This is a genomic window from Enterococcus sp. AMC1251 (genome assembly GCF_058216535.1).
In genome coordinates this window covers 1-25,124 of record NZ_CM177098.1, presented here as the reverse complement: position 1 = coordinate 25,124, position 25,124 = coordinate 1, and the positions used below count along the sequence as shown (strand labels likewise).

General features: G+C 36.8%; 23 protein-coding genes. 5 read left to right on the top strand and 18 right to left on the bottom strand.

What is annotated here, in order from left to right; all coding sequences use genetic code 11:
* Positions 1 to 107: 107 nt before the first annotated feature.
* Genes rpsR through rpsF form a run of 3 tightly spaced genes read right to left on the bottom strand, consistent with a single transcriptional unit; the run spans position 108 to position 1,274 of the window.
* Positions 108 to 347, bottom strand: a complete 240-nt coding sequence (rpsR, locus tag AC4BBR_RS00115) for a 30S ribosomal protein S18 (protein WP_010762117.1) — start codon at positions 345 to 347, stop codon at positions 108 to 110.
* Positions 348 to 372: 25 nt separating this feature from the next.
* The gene (gene ssb / locus AC4BBR_RS00110; protein ID WP_490460588.1) at positions 373 to 924 is read right to left on the bottom strand and encodes a single-stranded DNA-binding protein; all 552 of its coding nucleotides are present in this window, start codon (positions 922 to 924) and stop codon (positions 373 to 375) included.
* A gap of 47 nt (positions 925 to 971) precedes the next feature.
* Positions 972 to 1,274: a 30S ribosomal protein S6 gene (gene rpsF, locus AC4BBR_RS00105; RefSeq protein ID WP_010762119.1), complete on the bottom strand. Its 303-nt coding sequence runs from the start codon at positions 1,272 to 1,274 to the stop codon at positions 972 to 974.
* 307 nt (positions 1,275 to 1,581) lie between these two features.
* Here rpsF and AC4BBR_RS00100 point away from each other — a divergent pair, with 307 nt between their 5' ends.
* The gene (locus AC4BBR_RS00100) at positions 1,582 to 3,108 is read left to right on the top strand and encodes an AMP-binding protein (RefSeq protein WP_490460587.1); all 1,527 of its coding nucleotides are present in this window, start codon (positions 1,582 to 1,584) and stop codon (positions 3,106 to 3,108) included.
* A gap of 58 nt (positions 3,109 to 3,166) precedes the next feature.
* On the opposite strand, the gene menC is transcribed toward AC4BBR_RS00100, so the two are convergent.
* The 8 genes from menC to AC4BBR_RS00060 form a co-directional block, all read right to left on the bottom strand.
* Positions 3,167 to 4,276, bottom strand: coding sequence for an o-succinylbenzoate synthase (gene menC / locus AC4BBR_RS00095; protein ID WP_490460586.1), 1,110 nt, complete (start codon positions 4,274 to 4,276; stop codon positions 3,167 to 3,169).
* Between the two features lie 60 nt (positions 4,277 to 4,336).
* Positions 4,337 to 5,170 carry a 2-succinyl-6-hydroxy-2,4-cyclohexadiene-1-carboxylate synthase gene (gene menH / locus AC4BBR_RS00090; RefSeq protein WP_490460585.1) on the bottom strand — a complete coding sequence of 278 codons (834 nt, stop codon included), beginning with the start codon at positions 5,168 to 5,170 and terminating at the stop codon, positions 4,337 to 4,339.
* On the bottom strand, positions 5,167 to 6,891 hold the full coding sequence (menD, locus tag AC4BBR_RS00085) for a 2-succinyl-5-enolpyruvyl-6-hydroxy-3-cyclohexene-1-carboxylic-acid synthase (RefSeq protein ID WP_490460584.1): 1,725 nt from the start codon (positions 6,889 to 6,891) through the stop codon (positions 5,167 to 5,169). The genes menH and menD overlap by 4 nt, the downstream gene beginning before the upstream one ends.
* Positions 6,875 to 8,257 (bottom strand): isochorismate synthase, encoded by a 1,383-nt coding sequence (locus AC4BBR_RS00080; RefSeq protein ID WP_490460583.1) that lies wholly within the window; start codon positions 8,255 to 8,257, stop codon positions 6,875 to 6,877. The genes menD and AC4BBR_RS00080 overlap by 17 nt, the downstream gene beginning before the upstream one ends.
* A complete protein-coding gene (locus AC4BBR_RS00075) occupies positions 8,254 to 9,726 on the bottom strand; it encodes an o-succinylbenzoate--CoA ligase (protein ID WP_490460582.1) in 1,473 nt (490 codons plus the stop codon). The genes AC4BBR_RS00080 and AC4BBR_RS00075 overlap by 4 nt, the downstream gene beginning before the upstream one ends.
* Positions 9,727 to 9,743: 17 nt before the next feature.
* Positions 9,744 to 10,559: a 1,4-dihydroxy-2-naphthoyl-CoA synthase gene (menB, locus tag AC4BBR_RS00070; protein ID WP_490460581.1), complete on the bottom strand. Its 816-nt coding sequence runs from the start codon at positions 10,557 to 10,559 to the stop codon at positions 9,744 to 9,746.
* Between the two features lie 618 nt (positions 10,560 to 11,177).
* A complete protein-coding gene (locus tag AC4BBR_RS00065; RefSeq protein WP_490460580.1) occupies positions 11,178 to 12,689 on the bottom strand; it encodes a zinc ABC transporter substrate-binding protein AdcA in 1,512 nt (503 codons plus the stop codon).
* 241 nt (positions 12,690 to 12,930) lie between these two features.
* Positions 12,931 to 13,314 (bottom strand): YccF domain-containing protein, encoded by a 384-nt coding sequence (locus AC4BBR_RS00060; RefSeq protein WP_490460579.1) that lies wholly within the window; start codon positions 13,312 to 13,314, stop codon positions 12,931 to 12,933.
* 173 nt (positions 13,315 to 13,487) lie between these two features.
* On the opposite strand from AC4BBR_RS00060, the gene AC4BBR_RS00055 reads away from it, so the two are divergent.
* Entirely contained in the window at positions 13,488 to 13,832 is a 345-nt protein-coding gene (locus AC4BBR_RS00055; RefSeq protein ID WP_490460578.1) for a hypothetical protein, read from the top strand.
* 29 nt (positions 13,833 to 13,861) lie between these two features.
* Positions 13,862 to 14,233, top strand: coding sequence for a PaaI family thioesterase (locus tag AC4BBR_RS00050; protein WP_490460577.1), 372 nt, complete (start codon positions 13,862 to 13,864; stop codon positions 14,231 to 14,233).
* 467 nt (positions 14,234 to 14,700) lie between these two features.
* Here AC4BBR_RS00050 and AC4BBR_RS00045 read toward each other — a convergent pair whose 3' ends face one another.
* From AC4BBR_RS00045 to yaaA, 5 genes are all read right to left on the bottom strand, one after another.
* Positions 14,701 to 15,132 carry a hypothetical protein gene (locus AC4BBR_RS00045; RefSeq protein ID WP_490460576.1) on the bottom strand — a complete coding sequence of 144 codons (432 nt, stop codon included), beginning with the start codon at positions 15,130 to 15,132 and terminating at the stop codon, positions 14,701 to 14,703.
* Positions 15,133 to 15,276: 144 nt separating this feature from the next.
* Positions 15,277 to 17,796, bottom strand: coding sequence for a DNA gyrase subunit A (gene gyrA / locus AC4BBR_RS00040; protein WP_490460575.1), 2,520 nt, complete (start codon positions 17,794 to 17,796; stop codon positions 15,277 to 15,279).
* A 19-nt stretch (positions 17,797 to 17,815) separates the two neighbouring features.
* A complete protein-coding gene (gene gyrB / locus AC4BBR_RS00035) occupies positions 17,816 to 19,765 on the bottom strand; it encodes a DNA topoisomerase (ATP-hydrolyzing) subunit B (RefSeq protein WP_490460574.1) in 1,950 nt (649 codons plus the stop codon).
* A 1-nt stretch (position 19,766) separates the two neighbouring features.
* Positions 19,767 to 20,888, bottom strand: coding sequence for a DNA replication/repair protein RecF (gene recF, locus AC4BBR_RS00030; protein WP_490460573.1), 1,122 nt, complete (start codon positions 20,886 to 20,888; stop codon positions 19,767 to 19,769).
* Positions 20,875 to 21,117, bottom strand: coding sequence for a S4 domain-containing protein YaaA (gene yaaA, locus AC4BBR_RS00025; protein WP_490460572.1), 243 nt, complete (start codon positions 21,115 to 21,117; stop codon positions 20,875 to 20,877). Before yaaA ends, recF begins: the two co-directional genes overlap by 14 nt.
* 313 nt (positions 21,118 to 21,430) lie before the next feature.
* Between yaaA and AC4BBR_RS00020 the strand changes: the two genes are divergently transcribed.
* Together AC4BBR_RS00020 and AC4BBR_RS00015 are read left to right on the top strand one after the other, a co-directional pair.
* Entirely contained in the window at positions 21,431 to 21,739 is a 309-nt protein-coding gene (locus AC4BBR_RS00020) for a PadR family transcriptional regulator (protein ID WP_490460571.1), read from the top strand.
* A gap of 12 nt (positions 21,740 to 21,751) precedes the next feature.
* Positions 21,752 to 22,354 carry a DUF2812 domain-containing protein gene (locus AC4BBR_RS00015; RefSeq protein ID WP_490460570.1) on the top strand — a complete coding sequence of 201 codons (603 nt, stop codon included), beginning with the start codon at positions 21,752 to 21,754 and terminating at the stop codon, positions 22,352 to 22,354.
* Positions 22,355 to 22,450: 96 nt separating this feature from the next.
* On the opposite strand, the gene dnaN is transcribed toward AC4BBR_RS00015, so the two are convergent.
* Both dnaN and dnaA read right to left on the bottom strand, forming a co-directional pair.
* A complete protein-coding gene (gene dnaN, locus AC4BBR_RS00010; protein WP_490460569.1) occupies positions 22,451 to 23,581 on the bottom strand; it encodes a DNA polymerase III subunit beta in 1,131 nt (376 codons plus the stop codon).
* Positions 23,582 to 23,780: 199 nt separating this feature from the next.
* A complete protein-coding gene (gene dnaA / locus AC4BBR_RS00005) occupies positions 23,781 to 25,124 on the bottom strand; it encodes a chromosomal replication initiator protein DnaA (RefSeq protein ID WP_490460568.1) in 1,344 nt (447 codons plus the stop codon).

Below are 25,124 nucleotides of genomic sequence, written 5' to 3'. Positions count from 1 at the left end.
TTGCTTAATTATGAGTAAAACAGACAGTTTAAACCGATACACTTCGAAGATTAAGATAAAAAAAGAGATCAAAGAATCGAATTCTTTAACCCCTTTTAAATACTATATTATTGCTCTTCACCAACAAATGGTAATAAGCCCATGATACGTGCACGTTTGATTGCAATTGTTAATTTACGTTGATTCTTAGCGCCAGTACCTGTTACACGACGTGGTAAAATTTTTCCACGTTCAGAAATGAATTTTTTTAGTAATTCGATATCTTTATAATCAATATATTCAATATGGTTAGCAGCGATATAATCGACTTTACGACGTTTACGTCCGCCTCTTCTTTGTTGTGCCATTCTTATTCCCTCCTATCAAATTCGTTTAGAATGGTAAATCATCATCTGAAATGTCAATAGTCGAACCTGATCCACTAAACGGGTCAGAATCTCTATCAAAATCAGGCATACCGTTATTGCTAGACTGAGAGGATGATTGATTAAAATTGTTTTGCCCAGAAAAATTATTATTCTGTGGTTGTTGGAAACTTCCGCCACCAGCATTATAACTTGGTGCCGAATCTGATCCTTCTGTTGTCTGTCTTTGTTCTGATGCAGAACGCGACTCTAACAACTGGAAATTCTCACATACAACTTCAGTCACATAGACACGTTGACCTTGTTGATTTTCGTAATTTCTAGTTTGAATACGACCAGTTACACCTAATAAGGTTCCTTTGCGCGCATAGTTTGCCATTGTTTCAGCAGGTTTACGCCAAATCACACAGTTAATAAAATCTGCTTCACGATTTCCATTTGCATTCGTAAAGTTACGATTTACCGCTAGAGTAAATGTCGCAACAGCCGAACCACTAGATGTATATCGCAAATCGGGATCTTTCGTTAGTCTTCCGACTAATACAACGTTGTTAATCATTTAAACATCTCCTTTCGTCAATCCAATGTTTCACGTGAAACATTTGGCTATGCTTCTTCCTTGATAATCATGTGACGGATAATATCGTCATTGATTTTAGCAAGACGATCAAATTCATTGATTGCTCCTGCAGTTGATGGAGAAGATACTTTAACGATATGATAGATGCCTTCACGGAATCCGTTCATTTCATATGCTAAGCGGCGTTTTTCCCAATCTTTTGATTCGATAACTTCTGCTCCGTTATCTTTCAAAATTGTGTCGAAACGTTCTACTAAAGCAGTTTTTGCTTCTTCATCAATGTTCGGACGAATAATATACATAACTTCATAATTCGTAACTTGACTCATTGATTTTCACCTCCCTATGGACTTTAGGCTCTTAGGTTGCTAAGAGCAAGGAGAGTTATCTAAAATATATAGACTACTCACAATGTTTCATTATACAGCTTAAAGCTGATAAAATCAAGTCTTCTCAGCAATTTTTGATCATTTTTTTTAGCAATCATTTTTCTCTTCTGTCTTACTCTTAATATACGCATAAATTAATGTATTTCATTTTACTCCTTATAATTTAGGTTATTTCTTTTTCATGTTATACTATCCTTGCTCGAAAATGCACAAATATTTTAAAGTAGTTTGAAAGGATGCTGTTACATTGAATCAATTGTTAGAATACAAACCGCTCAACTTATATACGAATTATCTTGAGGCTGCGCTTAATACCCCAGAAACTACCATCATTCATGATGAATCCTTACCAGCTTTTCCTGAACTTGGAACGAATTATACCTATCAATTAAGTCATGAAGCAATTTTGAATCGTGCTTATCAACTGGCTAGTTTGGGTGTTAAAGCAAAGGATAAAATCATTATTTTCAAAAGCTCAAAATTCGATACGTATTTGTTGGCAGTTGCTGCTTCATATTTAGGCGCTGTTCCTGCAATGATTTCTTACCATTTTCCGGCTGAAACGATTGAAGTTTTTGTTGATCGTTTGGAAAATCCATTTATCATATTCGATGATGAAACTGCAGATAAAATAGCTAAAGTAAAGAATAGTTCTCCAGAAAAACAAATTTCAGTTGCAAAACTTTTGGAAGCTTCCGCTAAAGAAGTTCCACAAGTGGAATTACCTAAAGATATGATTGCTTATATGACACATACCTCTGGTACAACGGGCATTCCTAAATTGATTTGCCACTCCGCTAATTCAATGGGCTGGCGTACAAAATGGCAAAAAACGATTTTTACAAAGATTGCTGAGAAAAAACTTGTTGGATTCCATATTTCCCCCGTTCACTCTCGCTTTAATATTGGGATTTCTTCATTAATGGCGATGGGTTTTCCAATGATGCCGTTGTCGATTTCAAATAGTGATTCTGTTTCAAAAATGCTTATAAACTACCAACCAATTGCACTTGAAACACATCCAAATAATTTTGTTCAATGGACCTCTTTAGCCAAAAGACAGCCAGAAGCTTTCGCTAGCATTCGTTACTACCATTCTACATTTGATGCAATTAATAATGCAACAATGGGCAGTTTCTTAAAAGCTTCAGAGAAAAACGATCCGATTTTTCTTCAAGTCTACGGTCAAAGTGAATGTGGTCCAATGATCTTAAAAGCTCATACTTTAGAGTCTCTAAAAACTTCTGATGCTCGTGACATGGGAGTTGGTTTAGAAGGGTTAACTGAAGCACGAATCGCAGATAAAGAGGGCAATGTTTTACCTGCTATGACAGATGGACATATCCAATTTTTATCTAAAGGACGTGCCTTAACATATTATAAAGAAGACGAACGTTTCCAAGCAACGGTCTTTGGTCCTTGGTGGGATAGCGGTGATTATGGTTTTATGGATGAAAATGGTCATTTATTCCTGAAAGATCGTCAGGTTGATTTGATTGAAAAAATCGATAGTAATTTGGCGATTGAGGATCATTTACTAGACGCTCTAGATTTCCTTCAAGAAGTAATTATTGTTAGAGCAAAAGATAATTCTCCTCAACCAATTCTCGCAGTTGATCCAAAACAAGGCATGGATTGGGATGCTTGGTGGGAACAAGTGGCTGACTTGCCTCGTCTAAATAAACCTATCATTATGGATTGGGACGAAATTCCTCGTACAGCTACGATGAAAGTGCAACGATTACAAATTGAAAAAGCTTTAAAAGAAAAATAACCAGTTATTCTAAAAAGAATCACAGACTAAGATAAAAAATAGCCTGTGATTCTTTTTTTTATTTAGTATATATTGTGTCATAAACACTATATTTTAATAACGTTTTTGAAGATAAAGAAACACCAATTCCCAAACCACCAGGCACACTAATTTCACCATTTTGAATTTCAATAGGTTCCGTCAAAATATCTTCATAGTAATAACGATCCGAAGCCGAAATATCTCCAGGGAATGTGAAGATTCTTTGAGAAGCAAACTGTAAATTCAGCGCTCTTCCCACACCAGATTCAAACATGCCGCCCAGCCAAACTAGTAACTCTTTTTCCTTACAAAAATCGACTATTTTCATAGCCTCTGTAATTCCGCCTACTCTAGGAATTTTTAGATTGATACTTCGGCAGCTTCCCAAAGAAAAGGCTAACGCACAATCTTTAAGTGTTCGAATATTTTCATCCAAACAAATATCTGTCTTGAGTTCTTTTTGTAATTGTGCATGGTCTAAAAAGTCATTCGCTGAAAATGGTTGTTCGATCATTGCAAGATCATAGGCATCTAATTGTTTCAGGTGCGATATATCTTTAATGGTATAGGCTGAATTAGCATCTACCATCAGAGAAAGGCTGGGAAATTTTTCTCGAATCATTTCGATTGGTTTTAAATCATAACCTGGTCGAATTTTTAATTTGACTCTTTGGTAGCCATGAGCAACATATTCGGTGATTTGATTGTTTAATTGGGCTAAATCGGTCTGAATACCAACACTGACTCCAACAGGAATTTGAGTTCTGGTTTCAGAGAAATATGCTTTTAGACTTTTGCCGTTACGTTTCGCATATAAATCCCAAATTGCTGTCTCAAGGCTTGATTTTGCCATTTGGTTCCCTTTAACCTCCGTGAAAAGGAGTGATACTTCTTTAGGATGATGGATTTCTGCATCTTTTATTAAAGGAATCAAATGTTTTTCTATAATAATTCGTGCAGTATCGATCGTTTCTTCTATGTAATCTGGCTGTTCAAAAGGAACCAATTCACCTATTCCCTGATTGCCTAATTCATCAGTCACTAATAAAAGATCAAATGCTTTCTCTGTTAAGCGCCCATAACTTGTTTCAAAAGGATTCCGTAAAGGCAGCCGAACACGATAGCGATCAATGCGTTTAATTTTCAATGTGGTTTCCTCCTTTTAAACGCGTAGCGGAACCATTCAACTTTAACATTTTATCTATTTTCATAAAGATTGATTTGTATGGCTAGATAAAAAACTATAAATAATTCCCTCAAATATCTCTGGTTTTTCCAAATGAACGCAATGACCCGCATCACTCACAACTTTAATCGACATCTCTGGTTGTTTTTCCTGCATACTTTGGGCGATACGTTGAAATTTAAGGTCTAATTCCCCCACTACCAACAGAGTAGGCACGTTTATTTTGTTCAGCTCTTGCCAAAAGTCAGGCTGAACCCCTGTCCCCATATACCACAAACTACAGGCCAACCCAAAAACGTGTTGGGATAACCGCTCTTGACGAAGCGTTCTCTGAACTTTAGTTGATAATCGCTTTTGACTGTCAAACAGGGACAGTTTTTCCCATTTATCAACAAAAGCTTCAATGGGATGACTCATAATAAACCCAGCTAGATGTTCATCGGAACGTTTGCGCATCATTTGCTCCAACATGCTCTGTAAACCAGGAGAACCACTCTCTAAGATCAGTTGATGAACCTTCTGAGGAAATAGGCACGTGAAGCCTAAAGCCACTCTAGCGCCCATTGAATAGCCTAATAAAGAAAACGCAACGATCCCTAATCGTTCGGTCAACAATGCAATATCCTGGCATAAGCAAGCCAGCTGATAACGATAGGGGTGAACATAGCAGTCTGTTTGGCCATGGCCAATTAAATCAATCACTAAAATGTTTTTATCGCTTTCTTTTTGAAAAACTGGAGCAAACGTTTGGCTCGTTCCAGTAAATCCATGAAAGCAAACCAATGTTGGACGATGTGACTCATAGGCGGACAACCACTCATAATAATACGTTACACCATTTATATTTGTTTTCATTTATTTTTTCCTAACTTTTTTTTCAATCCATCCATAACTTTTTCATACAATAATACATTTTCCTGACGATCACCAACCACTTCTATCAATTGAAATTTTGGTTGCTTTTGTGCCGCTTCCAGCAACAGAGCCAAGTGCTCTAAACTCTCCGCTTTTACGTATTCAGCGCCATATAATTGAGCAACTAAAGAAAAATCTAAATCGATCGGTGTACCAAATATCGGTTCAAAATCTTCTACTTTCAATTGACGTTGTGAAAGAAAAGAAAAAATACCACCACCATTATTGTTTAATAAAACAATTGTTAATGGCAAATTATATCGTTTAGCTAGCAATAATCCATTCATATCATGATACATAGCCAAATCACCGATCAACAATACAGTTTGGCGATCTGGACTTGTCGCACACATTCCCAAAGCTGTTGAGACAATACCGTCAATTCCATTGATTCCTCGATTACCAAATACCTGATAATGAGTATTTCTAGGCGTTGAAAATCGGTCTAAAAAACGAATCGCGTTGCTGTTTGAAACAAACAATTGACCATTTTTTGCCATTTTTTTATGCACTAGAATACTTGCAGAGGTTTCATTTAGTGTCTTCATTTCGCTAAGTTCCGTTAATTGTTGTTCTGCTGTTTCTTGCCAATCGATCCATTGATTGCGCCATGAATCTGAGGTTCTTGTTTTAATTTTATCCGTAATTGCCTTAGCGAAAGTTTGTTCTTCTGCTTGAATAGCAACTTGGGCTTGTTTTAATTGATCCTGCCACTCACCCGTTTCATCAACAAAGTAAACAGTTGTTTTTTCATTAAGAGATTGCAGCCAGAACATCGTATTTTTTGAAATTGGCAACACCCCAAATCGAACCACCACTTCAGGGGATTGGATCATTTCGACTTCTTGGATAAACAAGTCGGCATAACTCATGATTAAAGGACTCTCTTCACTGCTTGAAGTGATATTTGCTAAGGGATCACTGAGAAGCGGCCAATTTAATCTTTCTGCTAATTCAATAAATACTTCGCCTTCTTTTGGTGTGTGACTTCCACCAACCACTAAAACACCTTTTTTCCCTTGCCATGCGTCCACACACCTTATTAATTGTTCTTCTGACAATTGCTTTTTACCTGCGAAGATTTCGGTTGTTCTTTCGATAACTAATGATCGATTTAAATCAGGTAACAACGGCTCCCGCAATGGAAAATTCAAATGAACTGGTCCTTTTGGTATTTGGCAAGCCGTATCTGTAGCACGCATTCCTTGCCAATAGGCATAATCCAGCATCGTCTTCGTTCCTTCTGGGATTGCCATCTCTATGAATTCCTTCACGTGACCTTGAAACAAATGAAACTGATCCATCGCTTGGGGAGCACCTACTTGCCGTAATTCATGAGGCCGATCGGTTGTCAAAATGACCAATGGAATATGACTAGCGTTGGCTTCGCAAATTGCTGGATAGTAATTCGCTGCGGCAGTTCCTGATGTACATAATAAAACGACTGGCTTACAGCTTGCTTTACTTAAACCTAAAGCAAAAAAAGCCGCCGAACGTTCATCTACTTCAATAAATGTCTCGATTGGTTCTTGTCGATGCAACAATAAGGCTAATGGCGTGGAACGAGAACCAGGACTTATCACAGCTTGCTCTACGCCACTGCTGATCATCCCTTCAACAAAGGTTTGTAAATAATTTGTCATTTCACTTTGATTTGTCATGATCGTCCCCGCCTATTCCTCTTAACATCGGTTGAAATTTAATTTTTGTCTCCATTCTTTCTTGCTCTGCTTGAGAGTCTTTAACGATACCGCATCCAGCATATAGATAGCCCACTTTATCAGAAAATACGGCTGAACGGATTCCCACCGCAAATTCACCTATATCTTCTTTGATAGCAACCCAGCCGATTGGCGCACCGTATAATCCTCGATCTAACTGTTCATGCTTTTTAAGCCATGTCAACGCTAGTTCCTTTGGTTCTCCACCTAACGCTGGTGTTGGATGTAGTTGCTGGATTCCATTCAAGAAACGATAATCGTTTTGACGTTGTCCTTCAATAGGTAGATGTAAATGCTGAATATCACGATTCTTTAATAATTCTGGTTTCTGAACCACTATAGAAGTTCCTGTCATTTTTTCTAATTCTTTGATGATTCTATCGACAACAATTTTGTGCTCCTGTTTATTCTTCATATCATTCAATAAATAGTCACCCAGCTCATCATCTTCTATCTCCGTTGTTCCACGTGAAACAGAGCCCGCGATACTTGCCGTTGAAAAAGTCTTTGTAGAAGCTTTCAGTAGGCGCTCTGGCGTAGCACCGATAAAGACATGATCCTCTGCTTCAAACACAAAAAAGTACGTATTGGTTTGCTGTTGTTGAAGATTGTTTAAAATGATATCTGCTTGAAATAGACGATCACTTCTCACTTCCATCCGTCTTGCCAAAACGACTTTCTCCAAAGGTCCTGCTTCTCTTAGTTCTGCTACTGTTTCATCAACGACCTTCATCCACTCAGACACAGCGATTTCTTCGGCTTTTATTTGCGCAGTCTCTTTCCTTTCTATCAACTGAGTAGTCATTACTTCTGCAAATTGTGTTGTAAGTTCCAACAATTTTTGCTTTAGGCTTTCTTTATTTTCTGCACTGAAATTCAGCGTAAAATATTGTTTTCCAGCGGTTTCTGTAAGTAAAAAGGTCGGTAAATAAAACAATCCTTCTTCCATAATTCCCCAGTCATTTTCTTTAGATTTTCTGCTATCAAAAGCAAATCCTCCAAATAAAATAGCCCCTGTTCCGGGAATAGAACAGTTTTGATAAATTTTATCTTTTTCATCTAAAATAAATGTATCTACTTGTTCAAATGACGCTTGATCATGCGCTAATTCTTTTTCTTTACCGAAACCGACTAGCGTAAAATTTTTGTCAGGTGTTTGCCAATAAAATCGTTCGCCTTTAAATACTTTTTGCCCCTTCTCAAAAGAAGTACGCAAAGAATCTGTATTTTCATTTATTTCTTTGACCCAGCTAAATTGACGGTAGCCATTTTCATAAGCTTGTTCTAATTCTTTAGGAATGCTCATTTGCTTAAAAAAGCCTCCCTTTCTCTTGTTGTTAAGCGGTGTTTCGCTAATTTTCCACTAGCTGTTTTAGGTAATGAATGGCACAAATAGATCCGTTTAGGCAATTTATATTTTGCTAAGTAATGTTTGGCAAAAGCGTTTATTTTTTCTATTGTAATCGTTGAGTCTCCAACAATGTAAGCTACTGGAACAGCGCCCCATTTTGCATCGGCTTCACCCACTACAGCAACTTCTTTTACCCCAGGAAACTCTTGTAATATGTGTTCGATTTCTGTAGGATAAATATTTTCGCCGCCAGAAATGATCAACTCACTTAAACGGCTGACTAAATACAGATATCCATCTTCATCTAGATACCCCATATCCCCTGTTTTAAACCAGCCATCTGATGTCCATTTTACCGTTTGCCATTGCTCGCCATTTAAATACGTATGAACGACATTCTTTCCTTTTAATAAAATCTCTCCAACTTCATTTGGAAGTACTCGTTTGTCTTGTGCATCAACGATTTTGATAGCCATTCCCATCAATGGTTTACCAGCAGAACCAATTTTATTCGCTGCATCTTCAAAGCTTAATGCCACGACTTGAGAGCAAGTTTCGGTCATCCCATATGATTGGATCACAGGAATACCGTAGTATTCACATTTCTCCAACGCTTTGGAAGAAATGGGTCCACCACCAAGCAACATCGCTTTGAAATTCGAGCTATAGCCCTCCTTAGGATAGTTTTCCAGTAATTCTTGCAACATAACAGCCACAACAGAAATCACCGTTCCCCGACCTTCGGCTAGATCATTTGTCACTATTTTTGCATCAAATTTACTATATAAACGGACACTGCAGCCCAGTACTAATTGGCGAATGATGATCGACAAGCCACTAATATGAAATAACGGTACTGGACAAAGCCAATAATCTTCAGCTGTAATATTCATATTTTCTTGTGTTGCCAATGCACTAGCAAAATGATTACTAAAACACTGCACGACACCTTTGGGCTTTCCTGTCGTGCCTGATGTGTACATGATTGAAGCTATGGTATTAAGTTGATACATAGAATCTATTTCCGTTTCTAAGACTGCTTGAGTTCCATCTTGCTTTATCATTTCAATAAGCGTTACTTGATCCAATTCAGTAAAAAAAGGCAAACTTTCAGTAGAAACCACTACCAGATTCACCTTTGCATCGGTCAATTGATAGTGGAGTTCCTGCAAGCTTAACTGTGTATTTAATAACACGAGTTCTTTACCTAATTCCCACAAAGCTAGGATCGAAAAATACATTTCTTTTGAATTACGGCTAAATAGAGCAACTCGTTTTTCTTTATTTGGTATCTTTAATGAAAATAATGCTGTCCATTGTTTGACTTCTTGAGCGACCTCAGCAAATGACCATGCTTCATCCTGCCAATAAAAAGCAGGATGATTAGGTCTTTCATTTACTTGTTTTTGCAGCCAACTACTCATGTTTTCACCCTTTTATTTTATGGAAATTTAGGAAATTGGTCGAAATCAGGATCACGTTTTTCTTTAAACGAATCACGTCCTTCTTTGGCTTCATCCATTGTGTAATAGAGTAACGTTGCATCTCCAGCTAATTGCTGAATTCCAGCCAATCCATCTGTGTCGGCATTTAGAGACGCTTTGATCATACGCAAAGCAAGCGGACTTTTCTTCAACATTTCCTCTGCCCATTCCATTGTAACATCTTCAACATCTGCTAAGGGTACGACTGTATTGATCCACCCCATATCCAGCGCTTCTTCAGCGGAATATTGTTTACATAAGAACCAGACTTCTTTGGCTTTTTTATGACCAACTACACGAGCTAAGTATCCAGAACCGTACCCCCCGTCAAAACTACCTACATTTGGTCCTGTTTGACCGAATTTAGCGTTATCCGCTGCAATCGTTAGATCACAAACAAGTTGAAGGACATTTCCGCCGCCGATCGAATATCCTTTAACCATCGCAATAACAGGTTTTGGAATCACACGAATCAAGCGTTGTAAATCTAATACATTTAAACGAGGAACACTATCTTCCCCTACATAGCCACCATGACCGCGGACTTTTTGGTCACCACCAGAACAAAATGCGTTGTCTCCTGCACCCGTTAAAATAATGACGCCGACATCTTGTTTATCACGACTAATGTTGAATGCATCAATCATTTCCATAACGGTTTTTGGGGTAAAGGCATTGTGTACTTGAGGACGATTAATCGTGATTTTTGCCACTTTACCTTCTTGTTCAAATAAAATTTCATCGTATTCTTTGATTGTTGTCCAGTTTCTCATGAAGAAACCTCCTTATAATTTTAAAAGCGTAGTGGGCTCGTCCAGCCTCGACTGGAAAATAGGAAATTATGACTGAGGTGCTTTTTGCCTCATTCATAATTTATCTTTTTCCCGAGAGGCTAGCCCGCGTAGCTAGATAACAATAAAAGCGGAACAAATCGGTTAATTCTGTAGAAAATCAGGAAATCGGCATTGAAACGCTCTTTGTTTCACTGACAATTTATTTATTTTCCTAAGGATTGATTTGTGCAGCTAGATAACACTAATGAGCAGCACTTTCTATGAAAGTCTTGTACTTTTCAACATCAGTTCATTTCATTCACTGTGTTTCAAAGCAAAAGCTGAGCTGATTGTTTTCAATGTTTCTATTATACACAAATATAGAAATTTTAGAATGATAGACGGTTTAGAGGGTGGTGAAATTGAATGAACATTTACTAGACAAAAGAGAATAGTTACAAAGAGAATATAAGAAAATCCAACATTTAAAGTGGAGCAGTATCTCGTTCTGTCTTGCCGCTTTGCAATTGGATTTAGAAAAACAACTAAACATAACCCCATCAAAAACCTCAACTAGTCGATTTTTGATGGAGTTAAATTTAACGATTTACATGATTATCAGTGCGCTAACATCTCTTGCGCAATATCAAATCCAGTCATATCAACAGGATAGTATGTCGGCCAATTATCCATTTCTTCTAATAATTTTTGCTGACTTTCCTCACCGAAATAAATATGGAAATGCACTGCTTTTGAAGGTGCGATCCCATGATCTGAAAATTGAACATACTTATACGGCGTATCTTCTATGGCTTCAAATAAATAGCGAACCCCACGATTTCCGGCTTTGTAGGTTAAGATTTCTTTTCCTGCGTATTTATATTTTGAGGTGTACTTTTTATCCCTTACTATAAATGTCATAGCATCTTTGCTAATATCAATTCGATCCACGTCTGTTTGATATCCTATTTGATAATAGGCTTTGTATTCTTCCGCCGTCATTTTTCTCGTTAGTTTTTCTTTATAATCAAATACTTGATCAAATGTGCCATCTTCTAAATAAGGAAACACCGATTGCCACTCACCTGCATAATCAGAAAGGGCACGGTCTTTAACATCCTTGTCGTCAAAATACCCATTTGAAACTGTCTTGTTCACAGCAGTTTCAGTTAGTTCTTTTTTCGGGGGAACTTCAGTTGATTTTACCAATGCTTCTAAATTCTCTTTCATCACGCTAATGTATGTTTTCCCTGCTTCCATATCCTCATTGGTAAGGCCTTCTAACGGATTTAATACAAGTAATTCAACACCTGTCTCGTTTGCTAAGGTTTTCGCTACTCGGTCATTTGCATTTTCTTCAAAATAGATATAGTTGATTCCTGTTTCTTCAACTAATTTTTTCAGTTCTGCAATCCGAGAAGGCTGTGGTTCTTGATCGGGAGAAATTCCTGCGATCGGTATTTGTTTTAAGTTATAATCTAAGGCCCGATAAGAAAAAGCAGTATGTTGGGTAATAAAATTCGTTTGTTTAGCATTCGTCAACTTGGTTTCATACAACTTGTTAAGCTCTGTTAATTGCTCGATATACTCTGCTGCATTTTTAGTAAATGTCGCTTTTTGTTCTGGAAAAAGTTTAATCAAACCATCTCTAATCGTCTCAACTTCTTTGATTGCTCGAAAAGGACTCAACCATAAATGGGGATCATAATCATGAGAATGTCCGTCATGATTTTCTTCTGCCGAATGATCATGATCTTCACTTCCAGGTAAAAGAACCATCCCTTCACTTGCTTTGATACTGGTCACATTCTTTAGTGATTTTTCCATCTTTGGAACCCAAGTTTCCATATATTCACTATTGTAAACAAAAGCATCTGCATCTTGCAATTTGGCGATTTCTTTTGCAGAAGGCTCATAATCATGCGCTTCAGTTCCAGCAGGCACCATTAATGTAACCTCGCCAGTATCCCCGACAATATTTCTTGTAAATTCATACATTGGATAAAAAGAGGTGACAATCGTTAGCTGTTTTTGATCTTTGTTCTTTGTTTCAGTTTTCGGTTTAGTGCAAGCAGTTAAACTAATCGTTAGTAAAAATAAACCTGTAATAATGAGCATTAACTTCTTCATCTTTAATCTCCTAACTATATCTTAAAATAATTGCTAATGCGAAAAATGCATTTTTGTATAGGTTTTAATTGTTCATCTGACTGCTCCTTTCCGATTCACGCCAGTCAAAACGTAACGATTACGTTTTGACCACATGAGAATATAACAATATTTTTTTTCATTGTCAAGAGACGAAAAAAAGACCAAGAAAAAAACAAGCATGCTTTTTTCTTGGTCTTTATCTTATTCTATTTTTTTACTATTATTCCATATAAACACTATTTGTAGGAACAACCTGCGCACCAAATGGCATCAACGCCAGCTTGGCTAGTTTAAATGACTGCATGCCAAACGGAATTCCAATAATCGTTACACATAAAATAATTCCGCTAACACAATGTCCTACTGCTAACCAAAATCCGCTGAGTACTAACCATATAATATTCACTAAAAACGAACTCGTGCTCGTACTATAAACAACCCTTTTACCGAACGGCCAAAAACATAGGCCCGCAAGCTTGAAACACTGCAGCCCAATCGGAATCCCAACAATCGTAATACACCAAAGTACCCCAGCTAAAAACCAAGCCAAACCACCAGCAAAACCGCCAAAAATAAACCAAATAATATTTCCTAGACACCCCATAAGTGATTCCTCTACTTTCTACTTAAACTTACAAAAATAAATTATACTACAAAAGTAAAAAATAATTCTTTGCTCGAAGCATAAAATTACTAAATCATATGAATTTCCTTGTGAACATTTAATAACTTAGTTACTATTATTATTGAGTCGTTAATCACAAAGGAGAGATTTTTATGAGCACAGCAATTGTAGTATATCAAGGTACACCAATGATTGGAAAAAGTAAACTACCCAACAGAAATATCCTAGGCATGTTTAAACAAAATGAACTAGTAACTCTGCTAAATCAAGCACTTGAAAAGAAAAATAGTCACTGGATCGCTACTTTAGACAACTCCATTGCGGATATCAACGTTATCGCCCAAGAAGCAGATGCTATTATCTGTGTTCCAGGACTACAAAAACAATTTGATCTAAAAGATTATCCCAAAGAAAAAGTTTTCTACTTTGATTCTTTAAGTTATCATGAGTTGAATCTAGATAAGGTGATCGCTTTTCTGGATTCGATCCAACAATGATTTTTTTAAGAAAGAAAGGATTGATTTTCATGCATTTATTAGATTATTTAAAAATAGAAACAGCTGAACTATCTAAAGAAAAAGTTATTCTAACAATGAAAATAGCAGATTTCCATAAACAGCCTTACGGGATTTTACATGGAGGAATGAATGGTATTTTGATTGAAACAGCATGTAGTTTAGGCGCTAATGAACAGCTAAATCAGGATTCCTATGCGGCAGGGATTGATCTTCAGATCAGCCATTTAAAAAGCGTTGCTGGTGGAACAGTGACCGTTGAGGCTACCGCCAATCGTGTGGGACAAACAATACAGGTTTGGGAAGGCAAAGTGTTTAATGATGTTGGTGAACTGACTGCAGTTGGGCGATGTACATTGATGAGTCAAAAGATAAAAAAATAATGCAAGAGTGACAGGGTTGTATCGCTGCGAGTTACACCCCTGTCACTTAGAATTCGCTACTTACACAGTTTATTTTACACTCGCAACTTCCATCCCAGCCTCTCTCTACGTTCAAATAAATGGCAAGAAAAAAACAGACTACGGAAGCTTCAATCATATCAAGCACTAAGAGTTGAACGTCTTTGTCTCTCCTCTTCATTAACTTTAAAAAATCGTCCTTACCAATCCAACGAGCACTCCCATCACTGGAACTAATACCCAAATCCATGAATTCCAATCATTTTTATTATCTTCTTTCATCATTGCTATACGTAATTTCAAGTTTTCGTTTTCTACTCTTAATACTTCAATTTTTTCATTGTGATTTGTCCTATTTGTCTGCTCCTAATTAATTGATAAACTTATTATGACGGATTCCGCTGTATGACAATTATCATACTCTTTTCAAAAAGAAATGTAGCTCTCAACTAGATAATTTCACCTGTGATAACTTTCAAATTCATCAGTAACGATGACATCACCTCTAACTCTCTTTGATCTACTTCAGAATATTTTTGATTCATCATTTTTTCTCTTTCTTTTTTGACAAGTAAATACATTAAATTTAATTCTTCTGAAGTCAAATTTGATAAATAAACATGATTCGGTTCTGAATATGCAAAAGCTTCTATTTCAAACGTTTCTGGATTTCTTTTCAAACTCGTTCGGATCTGAAAACCATTTGAAAAAGTGATCATCTCCACATAAAGATACTCTGAAAAAGTAATCGGTCTACGTTCAAAAACAGTTGTTTTCCCTCCAAATATTTCCAGTATGTTTTCAATAAAATTTGATAGTGCCGTTCCAATATTTAATTGCTTTGAAAAAGTTTTATATAATAATAATTTCTCTTGTGTCATAATTTTTACCTCTCACTTCTGATTACTCTTATTATAATCATACTTTTTTTCAAAACAAAGCGAAATGATATTATATTTTTTTTGAATTGAAAAATTATGCAGAAAAAGAACATCTCAGCCTTCCACCGAAATGTCCTTTTTCGTTTATTCTTCTGTCGTTGTATCTGTATCTAGCGTTTCAGTTTCGATCACTGTTGTTTCTACACCTTCAACTTCTTCAACCATTTCATCTGGTTCTGGTTCAACAACGGCCATCGTCACAACTTTTGCATCCTCTTCCATTCTCATCAAGCGCACACCTAATGTAGCACGACCTGTTTGAGAAACTGAATCCACATTGAAACGAATAATGACACCTTTATTGGTAATCACTAGAATATCTTCATCACCGCGAACAGTTGTGAGTCCAGCTAACGGACCATTTTTCGCTGTAATGTTGGCTGTCTTGATTCCTTTACCGCCACGGCCCTTCACAGGGTACTCAGAGGCTTTTGTACGCTTGCCGTAACCATTTTCCGTCAACACTAGAACTTCCGTGTCAGCGTTGAGTAAAGAGGCTCCTACGACGTAATCATCTTCTCTTAGACGAATACCGCGTACACCTGATGCTGTACGACCCATATCACGGACTGCGGTTTCAGCAAAAGTCACAGAGTAACCATTATGGGTTCCAATAATCATATTTTGTTCGCCATTCGTCAAGACAACATTGACTAGTTCATCCTCTTCTTTTAGACCGATCGCGATCAAACCATTGCTTCTAATATTAGAAAATGCTTTGACTGCGGTACGTTTAACCGTACCTTTACGGGTCGTGAAGAATAAGTAATGTCCTTCTTCAGCTTGTCCTTCAACAGCGATGATTGCTTGGATTTTCTCACTAGAATCAATACCTAACAAATTGATCACTGGGATTCCTTTAGCTGTTCTGCCATATTCTGGAATTTCGTACCCTTTAGCACGATACACTTTTCCATTGTTCGTAAAGAATAGTAATGTATCATGTGTTGAACAAGAGACAAGGTTTTTCACAAAGTCATCATCGTGAACACCCATTCCTTGAACACCACGTCCACCACGACGCTGTGCTCTAAACTCGCTATTCGCTACACGTTTGATATAGCCATTATTTGTAAGTGTGATAACAACTTCTGCTTCTTCGATCAAGTCTTCATCTTCTAAACTCAACACTTCACCAACTAGTAGTTCCGTACGGCGAGCATCACCATATTTATCGCGAATATCACCTAATTCAGTTTTGATGATTTCAACTACACGTTCTGGGCGAGCTAAAATATCATTCATATCAGCAATAAACTTCAATAATTCTTGGTATTCATTTTCGATTTTATCTCGTTGCAAACCAGTCAAACTACGTAGACGCATATCTAAAATAGCTTGCGCTTGGCGATCAGAAAATTCAAATCGTTCGATCAAAGAAGCTTTTGCTTCATCATCTGCATTTGAATTTCGGATAATCGAAATGATTTCATCAATGTGATCTAAGGCAATTCGTAATCCTTCTAAGATGTGCGCACGCGATTCAGCTTTTTTCTTATCAAATTCTGTACGACGTGTAATAACTACTTTTTGATGCTCTATATAGTTTTCAAGAATTTGTTTCAAACTTAAAATTTTCGGCACGCCTTTTTCGATCGCTAACATATTGAAACCGAAAGAAGTTTGTAATGCGGTCATTTTATATAGATTATTTAAAATAACTGAAGCACTGACATCACGACGAACATCAATGACGATCCGCATACCTTCACGAGAAGATTCATCACGTAGATCAGTAATTCCTTCGATCCGCTTTTCACGGTGTAATTCGGAAATTCGTTCGATTAATTTCGCTTTATTGACCATATAGGGTAATTCAGAAACTAAGATCCGCTCTTTTCCATTCGGCATTTCCGTAATGTCTACTTTCGCACGAACAGTGATTGATCCACGACCTGTTTCATAAGCTCGACGAATACCAGATTTCCCCATCACCAAACCACCTGTAGGAAAATCAGGTCCAGGCAGTACTTCCATCAATTCGTTGGTTGTAATATCAGGATTTTCCATCAGCAAGCTAGTTGCTTCAATTACTTCAGCTAAGTTATGAGGTGGAATATTTGTTGCCATCCCAACCGCAATCCCCGTTGTTCCATTGACTAAAAGATTCGGGAAACGTGCGGGTAATACGTCTGGTTCTTGTTCAGAATCATCATAGTTACCATGAAAATCCACTGTATCTTTATTGATATCACGCAGCATTTCCAGAGCAATTTTGCTCATTCTTGCTTCGGTATAACGCATTGCAGCCGCTCCATCACCATCAACAGAACCAAAGTTTCCATGTCCATCTACTAACATACTACGGTAACTAAATGGTTGAGCCATCCGCACCATCGCTTCATAAATCGATGAATCGCCGTGAGGATGGTACTTACCCATTACATCCCCTACAACACGAGCAGATTTTTTATGTGGTTTATCTGGTGTTACACCTAGTTCATTCATTCCATATAAAATACGACGATGAACAGGTTTCAACCCATCACGAACATCAGGCAACGCACGCGCCACAATAACGCTCATTGCATAATCAATGAAGGATTCTTTCATTTCACTGGTCAGATTAACATCTTGAATGTTCTCTTTCATTTCTTCACTCATGAATTTATCTCCTTCTTCATTAAATATCTAGATTTTTCACGTAATGGGCATTTTCTTCAATAAATGCGCGGCGTGGTTCAACACGGTCTCCCATCAACATTTCAAAAATTTGATCGGCTTCGATCGCATCATCAACACTGACACGTGACATCAAACGTCTTTCAGGATCCATCGTTGTTTCCCATAATTGATGGTCATCCATCTCTCCAAGTCCTTTATAACGCTGAACACTTGGTTTAGGACTTGCTGGTAAAGAGGCTAAAATTTCAGCTAATTCTTCCTCAGCATTTTTCCCTGGTTGAACATATGTGATATTTTTCCCTTGTTTGACCCCATATAAAGGTGGTTGAGCGATATAGACATAACCCGCTTCAACAACTGGGCGCATGAAACGATAGAACAACGTTAGCAAGAGCGTACGGATATGGGCACCATCAACATCGGCATCGGTCATAATTACTAGTTTGTGGTAACGCGCTTTCGATACATCAAAATCAGCTCCAAATCCTGTTCCCATCGCTGTAAATAGTGAACGGATTTCTTCATTCGCTAAAATTTTATCCATGCTGGCTTTTTCAACATTTAGGATTTTCCCACGAATTGGTAAAATTGCTTGGAATTCACGACTACGGCCTTGTTTTGCTGAACCACCGGCCGAATCTCCTTCGACGATAAAAATTTCGCATTTTTCAGGATCTTTACTTGAACAATCGGCTAATTTACCAGGTAAATTACTAATTTCAAGTGCCCCTTTACGACGAGTCACTTCACGTGCACGTTTAGCAGCCATACGAGCTTTAGAAGCTAGTAAACCTTTTTCTACGATTTGTTTCCCAACAGTTGGATTTTCCATCAAGAATTTATTGAAATACTCAGAGAATAAACGATCTGTAACCGTACGAACTTCTGAATTTCCTAATTTTGTCTTGGTTTGTCCTTCAAATTGTGGTTCCGGATGTTTGATAGAAACAACAGCTGTCAATCCTTCACGAACATCTTCCCCCGTTAAGTTTTCATCATTTTCTTTCATGATCTTTTGTTTACGCGCATAATCATTAATTACACGCGTTAATGACGTTTTGAATCCTGATTCATGGGTTCCGCCTTCATACGTATGGATATTATTGGCGAAACTTAATAAATTGGTATGATAGCCATCAGTGTATTGCATAGACACTTCCACGATGATATCTTGTTGTTCCCCTTCAATGAAAACAGGTTCTGGGAATAACACATCTTTATTCGCATTCAAATGTTCTACGTAACTTTTGATCCCGCCTTCATAATGATATTCTTTCAAGACAGGCTTTTCTTCACGTTTATCTTCAATAGAGATTTTTAATCCTTTATTCAAAAATGCTAGCTCTCGGACACGAGTTGCTAATTTATCAAAATTAAACGTTGTTGTTTCTGTAAAGATTTCTGGATCTGGAATAAAATGGACAGCTGTCCCATGACGGTCTGTTTCACCGATCACTTTTAAATCATCTCTTACAGCGCCTTGATGGAATTCTTGATAATAAATTTTTCCTTCTTTGTAAACTTTTACGTCTAATGTTGTTGATAGAGCATTAACAACAGAGGAACCTACTCCGTGAAGTCCGCCGGAAACTTTATATCCGCCACCACCAAATTTTCCTCCAGCATGAAGAACGGTGAAGACTGTTTCTACAGCAGGTCTGCCTGTTTTGGCTTGGATACCAACTGGAATACCACGTCCGTCATCGACAACAGTAATACTGTTGTCCTCTTCAATAATGACTTGAATGCTTGAGGCAAAACCTGCCAAAGCCTCATCGATCGAATTATCAACGATCTCCCAAACTAAGTGGTGTAGTCCTTCCGAACTCGTCGATCCTATGTACATACCAGGACGTTTACGAACGGCTTCAAGACCTTCCAATACCTGAATCTGACTGGCATCATATTCTTGTGCGCGTTCGTTCATGTTTTTTTCTTCTTCTGTCATATTATGCTTCCCTCTCTATCTCTCCCTGATGAACATAAAATATATCTGGTTCAACGGTTAATTTATTGTTTAAATGATCCAAACTGGTTGTTGTTAAAAAAGTCTGAACCTTGCCTTCAATCGTTTCTAACAGATGCAATTGTCGTTCATTATCTAACTCACTCATGACATCATCTAATAATAAGACAGGATATTCACCTGTTTCTGAATACATTAAATCAATTTCCGCAAGCTTTACGCTAAGAGCCGTAGTTCTTTGCTGTCCTTGTGAACCATATGTCTGGACGTTTTGTCCATTTACATTAAAAATCAGGTCATCTCGATGAGGACCCAAAAAAGTATTTGCCTTAAACAACTCACGTTTCCGGCTATCAAGAAGGCTCTGGAGCAGTTGCTTTTGGATCTCTTCTAGTGAAAAATTTTCTTTGTCTAACGGGATACTTGAAAAATAGTCTATCGCTAATTCTTCTTTTCCATGACTGATTTTTTTATGCAGTAAATTCGCCCAGTGCTCTAATTTTTTAATAAATTCTAAACGAGCAAACAAAACCTTACCACCAAATTCCGCCAATTGTTCAGTTAAAATATCTAAATAAATGTGATCAGACTGCTTTTTTTCAGCTAACTGCTTTAAATATTGATTACGTTGTTTTAAAACAGACTGATATTGAACCAGATCATACAAATAAATCGGATTGACTTGGCCTAATTCCATGTCGATAAACTTGCGACGTAATTGCGGTGAGCCTTTGACTAGGGATAAGTCCTCCGGCGCAAATAAAATGACATTCAGTTGACCGATATACGAACTCAAACGCTTTTGTTCAATATGATTGACTTTTGTCTTGCGACCTTTAGTAGAAATAATGATTTCCAGCGGTACTGTTCCTGTCTTTTTTTCGATAACTCCGCTGATTCTTGCTGAATCGGAATCCCAATGAACCAATTCTTTCTCGTTACTGGTTCTGTGACTGCGAGTCATTGCTAAAACATAAATACTTTCTAAAAGGTTCGTCTTGCCTTGTGCGTTTTCCCCTAGAAAAATATTTAAGGTTTTAGGAAAATCTAAGGTCAGCCCATCATAATTACGATAATGCTGCACCTCGATTTCATTCAGTCTCATCGACTGCCTCGTCTTTTTTAATCATAAAAAAAGTACCTTCTTCAGGTATCTCGAGCATCATACCAGCATATAATTTTCTGCCGCGACGATTCTCTAATTCCCCATCTACAAAAACACTATTTTCCGCTAAGTACCATTTGGCACCGCCGCCGCTACTGATAACATCGACTTCTTTTAAGACTTGACCTAGTGTCATATAGTCCGTCTCTAAAACAATCGTCTTTTTCAAAATGCATCCCTCTTTTTTGATTTCACTTTTACTCACATATTATACTCTTTTTTACGTCAAAAAACAAATTTATCCGTCTAATTTTACTTCTAAGCAATTTTGAATACAATCGATAAAAAATATTCTAATGATTAAAAAAGGCTTAAAATGCATTTTAAGGAGAAATTTGTAAGTTTTGTCTCTTGAAATTTTTTTCAGTATTTTTCATTTAAGATTTTTCTTGATAAACTATTGAATTATACAGTTAAACGATATACAATCTAGATATACAGTTACACTGTATAAAAATAATTCTATAAAAGGTGTACGATAAATGAATAGTAGCAAGATCTTACCTCTAACAGAAACAACGTTTTATATTATGATGGCACTAATTGAACCTTCTCATGGATATGCTATCATGCAAAAAGTGGAGGAAATAAGCAACGGACGAGTACGCATTGCAGCTGGGACAATGTACGGCGCAACAGAAAATCTATTAAAACAAAAACTAATTTGTGAGGTGCCTGGAGAGGATAAACGGCGGCGTGTATATAAATTAACCAATAAAGGCAAAGAAGTTTTAAAGCTTGAAGTTGAACGATTAAAAGAATTAGTGGCACTTGCTGATAACTTATTATAGAGGAGGGGCAACATGAAAAAATTAAAATTGTTTAGTGATATAAAAAAAGAAGAACAGTATTTGAATAAGATGGCTGAACAAGGTTGGGCATTGGTAAAATATAATGCGTGGGGGATCTATACATTTGAGAAGATAGTTCCAAGAACACAGAATTACAGGATTGATTATCAGACATTTAAAAAGAAATCTGATTATATTGCTTATCTGACTTTATTTGAAGATAGTGGTTGGCAGCATATCAGTGGGACGAAAAGTAGTGGGTTTCAATTTTTTGTCCCACTGAATAGTACAAATCAAGAGTTGGATATATTTTCAGATGCTTCATCCATTAATGAACGCTATAAACGTTTGTATGATCAAGCAATTATTTGGGGAACACTAATGATTCTTTATTTTTTTATGTTACAACCGTCATTTGAGAACCTCTCTTCGTGGTACTTAACATCAAGTATTTGGGAGTATACTGGTCTACAATTGTTTGGAATGATACTTATGCAGACATTCTTTTTAATAATTCAGATAATGCCAATGATGTTTTTTATGTTTGGCGCTATCTACTTCACAATTATGGGAACTAAAACAAAAAAACTTATTAAAAAATATGAGGCTGGATAACAATTTTTATTTTGGATCTTAGTTACAATAAATACGAAAAAGTGAGTGGGAAAAACTAAATTTCAGTTTTTTCTCACTCACTTTTTTATCGATTTTTTAGTTCGTACGAACAGGTGTAATCAATTGAATAAAGTCTAAATCAGTTTCAGTCGGTTCTAATGTAAATGGACGAATCGCAGAAATAAATTTGACTGTAATACTCATATCACCAAATGCACGTAAGGCATCTTTCATATAATCTGGGTTGAAAGAAATTTCCAAAGGATCACCCGTTACTTTTTCATAGTTTAATGGTTCCTCTACTTTACCGATCTCTGGAGAATTCCCGTAAAGAACAACAGAATCAGAAGCAATTGCTAAACGAACGATATTATTGCGGCCTTCATGTGATAGTAAAGACGCACGATCGATGGCTGATAATAATTCAGGTACATAAAAATCGATTTCGGTATTAAAACTTGTAGGAATTAAACGATTGGTATCAGGATAATTACCTTCTAACAAACGAGAATAGAAATACATATTTTGGGTTTTAAACAATACTTGGTTTTCCATGATGCTAATTTCCACCATTTCTTCTTCATTCGTGAATGAACGAGATAGCTCAGTCAAACTTTTTCCTGGAATGACAATATTAAAATTTTCAGCCGCTTGCTCGATAGGAATGATTCGTTGACTCAAACGATGTGAATCTGTTGCAACAGCTAATAATTTTTGATCTTCTAAAATAAAATGAACCCCAGTCAAAATTGGACGACTTTCATGAAGTGAAACCGCAAAACCCGTTTCGTTGATTATTTTTGTCAACAGATGAATAGGTAATTGAATTTGATTTTTAGCATCGATAACAGGAAGGTGTGGATAATTGTCTGCATCTAGTCCGTTAACTGTAAAATCAGCTTTTCCTGAAGTAATTGCAACTTGATTATTGTCCAACACTTCTAATGTAAACATGTCTTCTGGTAATTTACGAATGATTTCTCCAAAGAAACGTGCTTGTAAAACGATGCTACCAGTTGATTCAATGGTCATTTGAGCTTTTTCGTCTTCTTTACTTAGGAAACTTTCAATAGAAATATCTGCATTACTACCTGTTAAGGATAGTCCTTCGTCCGTTAAAACAATTTTTACACCTGTTAAAATTGGGATAGTTGTCTTAGACGAAATAGCTCGTTGAACAGTTTGTAATTCTTGTAAGAAGATACTTCTTTTTACGGTTAATTTCATAATGATTGAACTCCTTTTTTAATTGAATTTAAAAGCATAAATTTTTCAAAAACAGTTTTGTATTTATATATAATAAATAATAAAAGTAGTAGGTGCTGTTAATTCTGTGGAAAAGTCTGGAAATGAAATAAAAGATAAGTTTTCCACTTGTGCATAACCTGTGGAAAACTTTTCACTTTTTCTTCTTCTTATCCACAGTCTATGAATTAAGCAAGTTTTTGATTTCCCCAACTTCTTTTTGTATGGTCGGATCTTTTTCCATTAATTGCTGAATTTTTTCATGAGCATGAATAACGGTTGTATGATCTTTTCCGCCAAATTCTGCCCCGATCTTTGGTAGAGAGTTTTCTGTCATCTCTCTAGAAAGGTACATTGAAATTTGTCTAGGAACAACAATAGATTTTACACGTTTCTTGCCTTTTAAATCTTTTAATTGGATATGGTAATACTTTGCCACTTCTTCTTGGATTTGTAAAATCGATAGATGATTTTGGCTACCGACAGATTTTAACGATTTTAAAGCATCTGCTGCTAAGCTAGTGGTAATATCTTCCCCATTGATCGTGGCAAATGCTTGAACTCGGACAAGTGCGCCTTCCAATTCACGAATATTAGAATCGATTTGACCTGCAATGTAGCTAAGTGTATCGTCAGGAATCTCTAAACGTTCTGCATCAGCTTTTTTCCGTAAAATGGCAATTCGTGTCTCTAAGTCCGGTGGTGTGATATCAACAGAAAGCCCCCATGCAAAGCGAGAGACTAATCGTTCAGGTAATTTTGGAATGTCATTAGGCGGTCGATCACTTGTTAATACGATTTGCTTATTTTCATTATACAAATCATTAAAGGTATGGAAAAATTCTTCCAATGTTGCTTCTTTCTCTGCTAAAAATTGAATATCATCGACTAATAGTAAATCAACATTTCGATATTCTTTTCTAAATTGTTCTGAATTTTTCGTTTGGATCGAATTGATAAATTCATTTGTAAAGGTTTCGCTACTGACATATTTTACTTTCGCATCGGGTCGATTTTGCAGCATTTGATGACCAATTGCGTGCATTAAATGGGTTTTACCAAGTCCAACGCCACCATAAAAAAACAGAGGGTTATAGATAGAACCAGGGTCTTCTGCTACGACTAAAGCCGCTGCATGCGCCATTTGGTTTCCTTTTCCGATAACAAAGGTGTCAAAAGAATACTTTGGATTCAATAAAGCTTTTTTCCCATGTTCCGCAATTTTTTCCTGCGTTACAGGGTTTTTTTTCTCTTCATGCATCGACATCATTTCTTTTTCACCAGTAACAACAAAATGAGGCATCACTTCAGCACCAGTCAATTTAAAGCCTGTTTCGACGATTTTTGCGGCCAAATTCTTTTCCCAATAGTCTTTATGAACAGCAGAAGGAACCTCTAACCATAATTGGTTATTCTCCAACTTTAGCGGTTGCGTTGTTTTTATCCAAGCATCAAAACTTGGTGCAGACAAAACAGATTGGTAAGTATCCTCTAGATCTTTCCAGAAACTTTCCATATCGGGCAT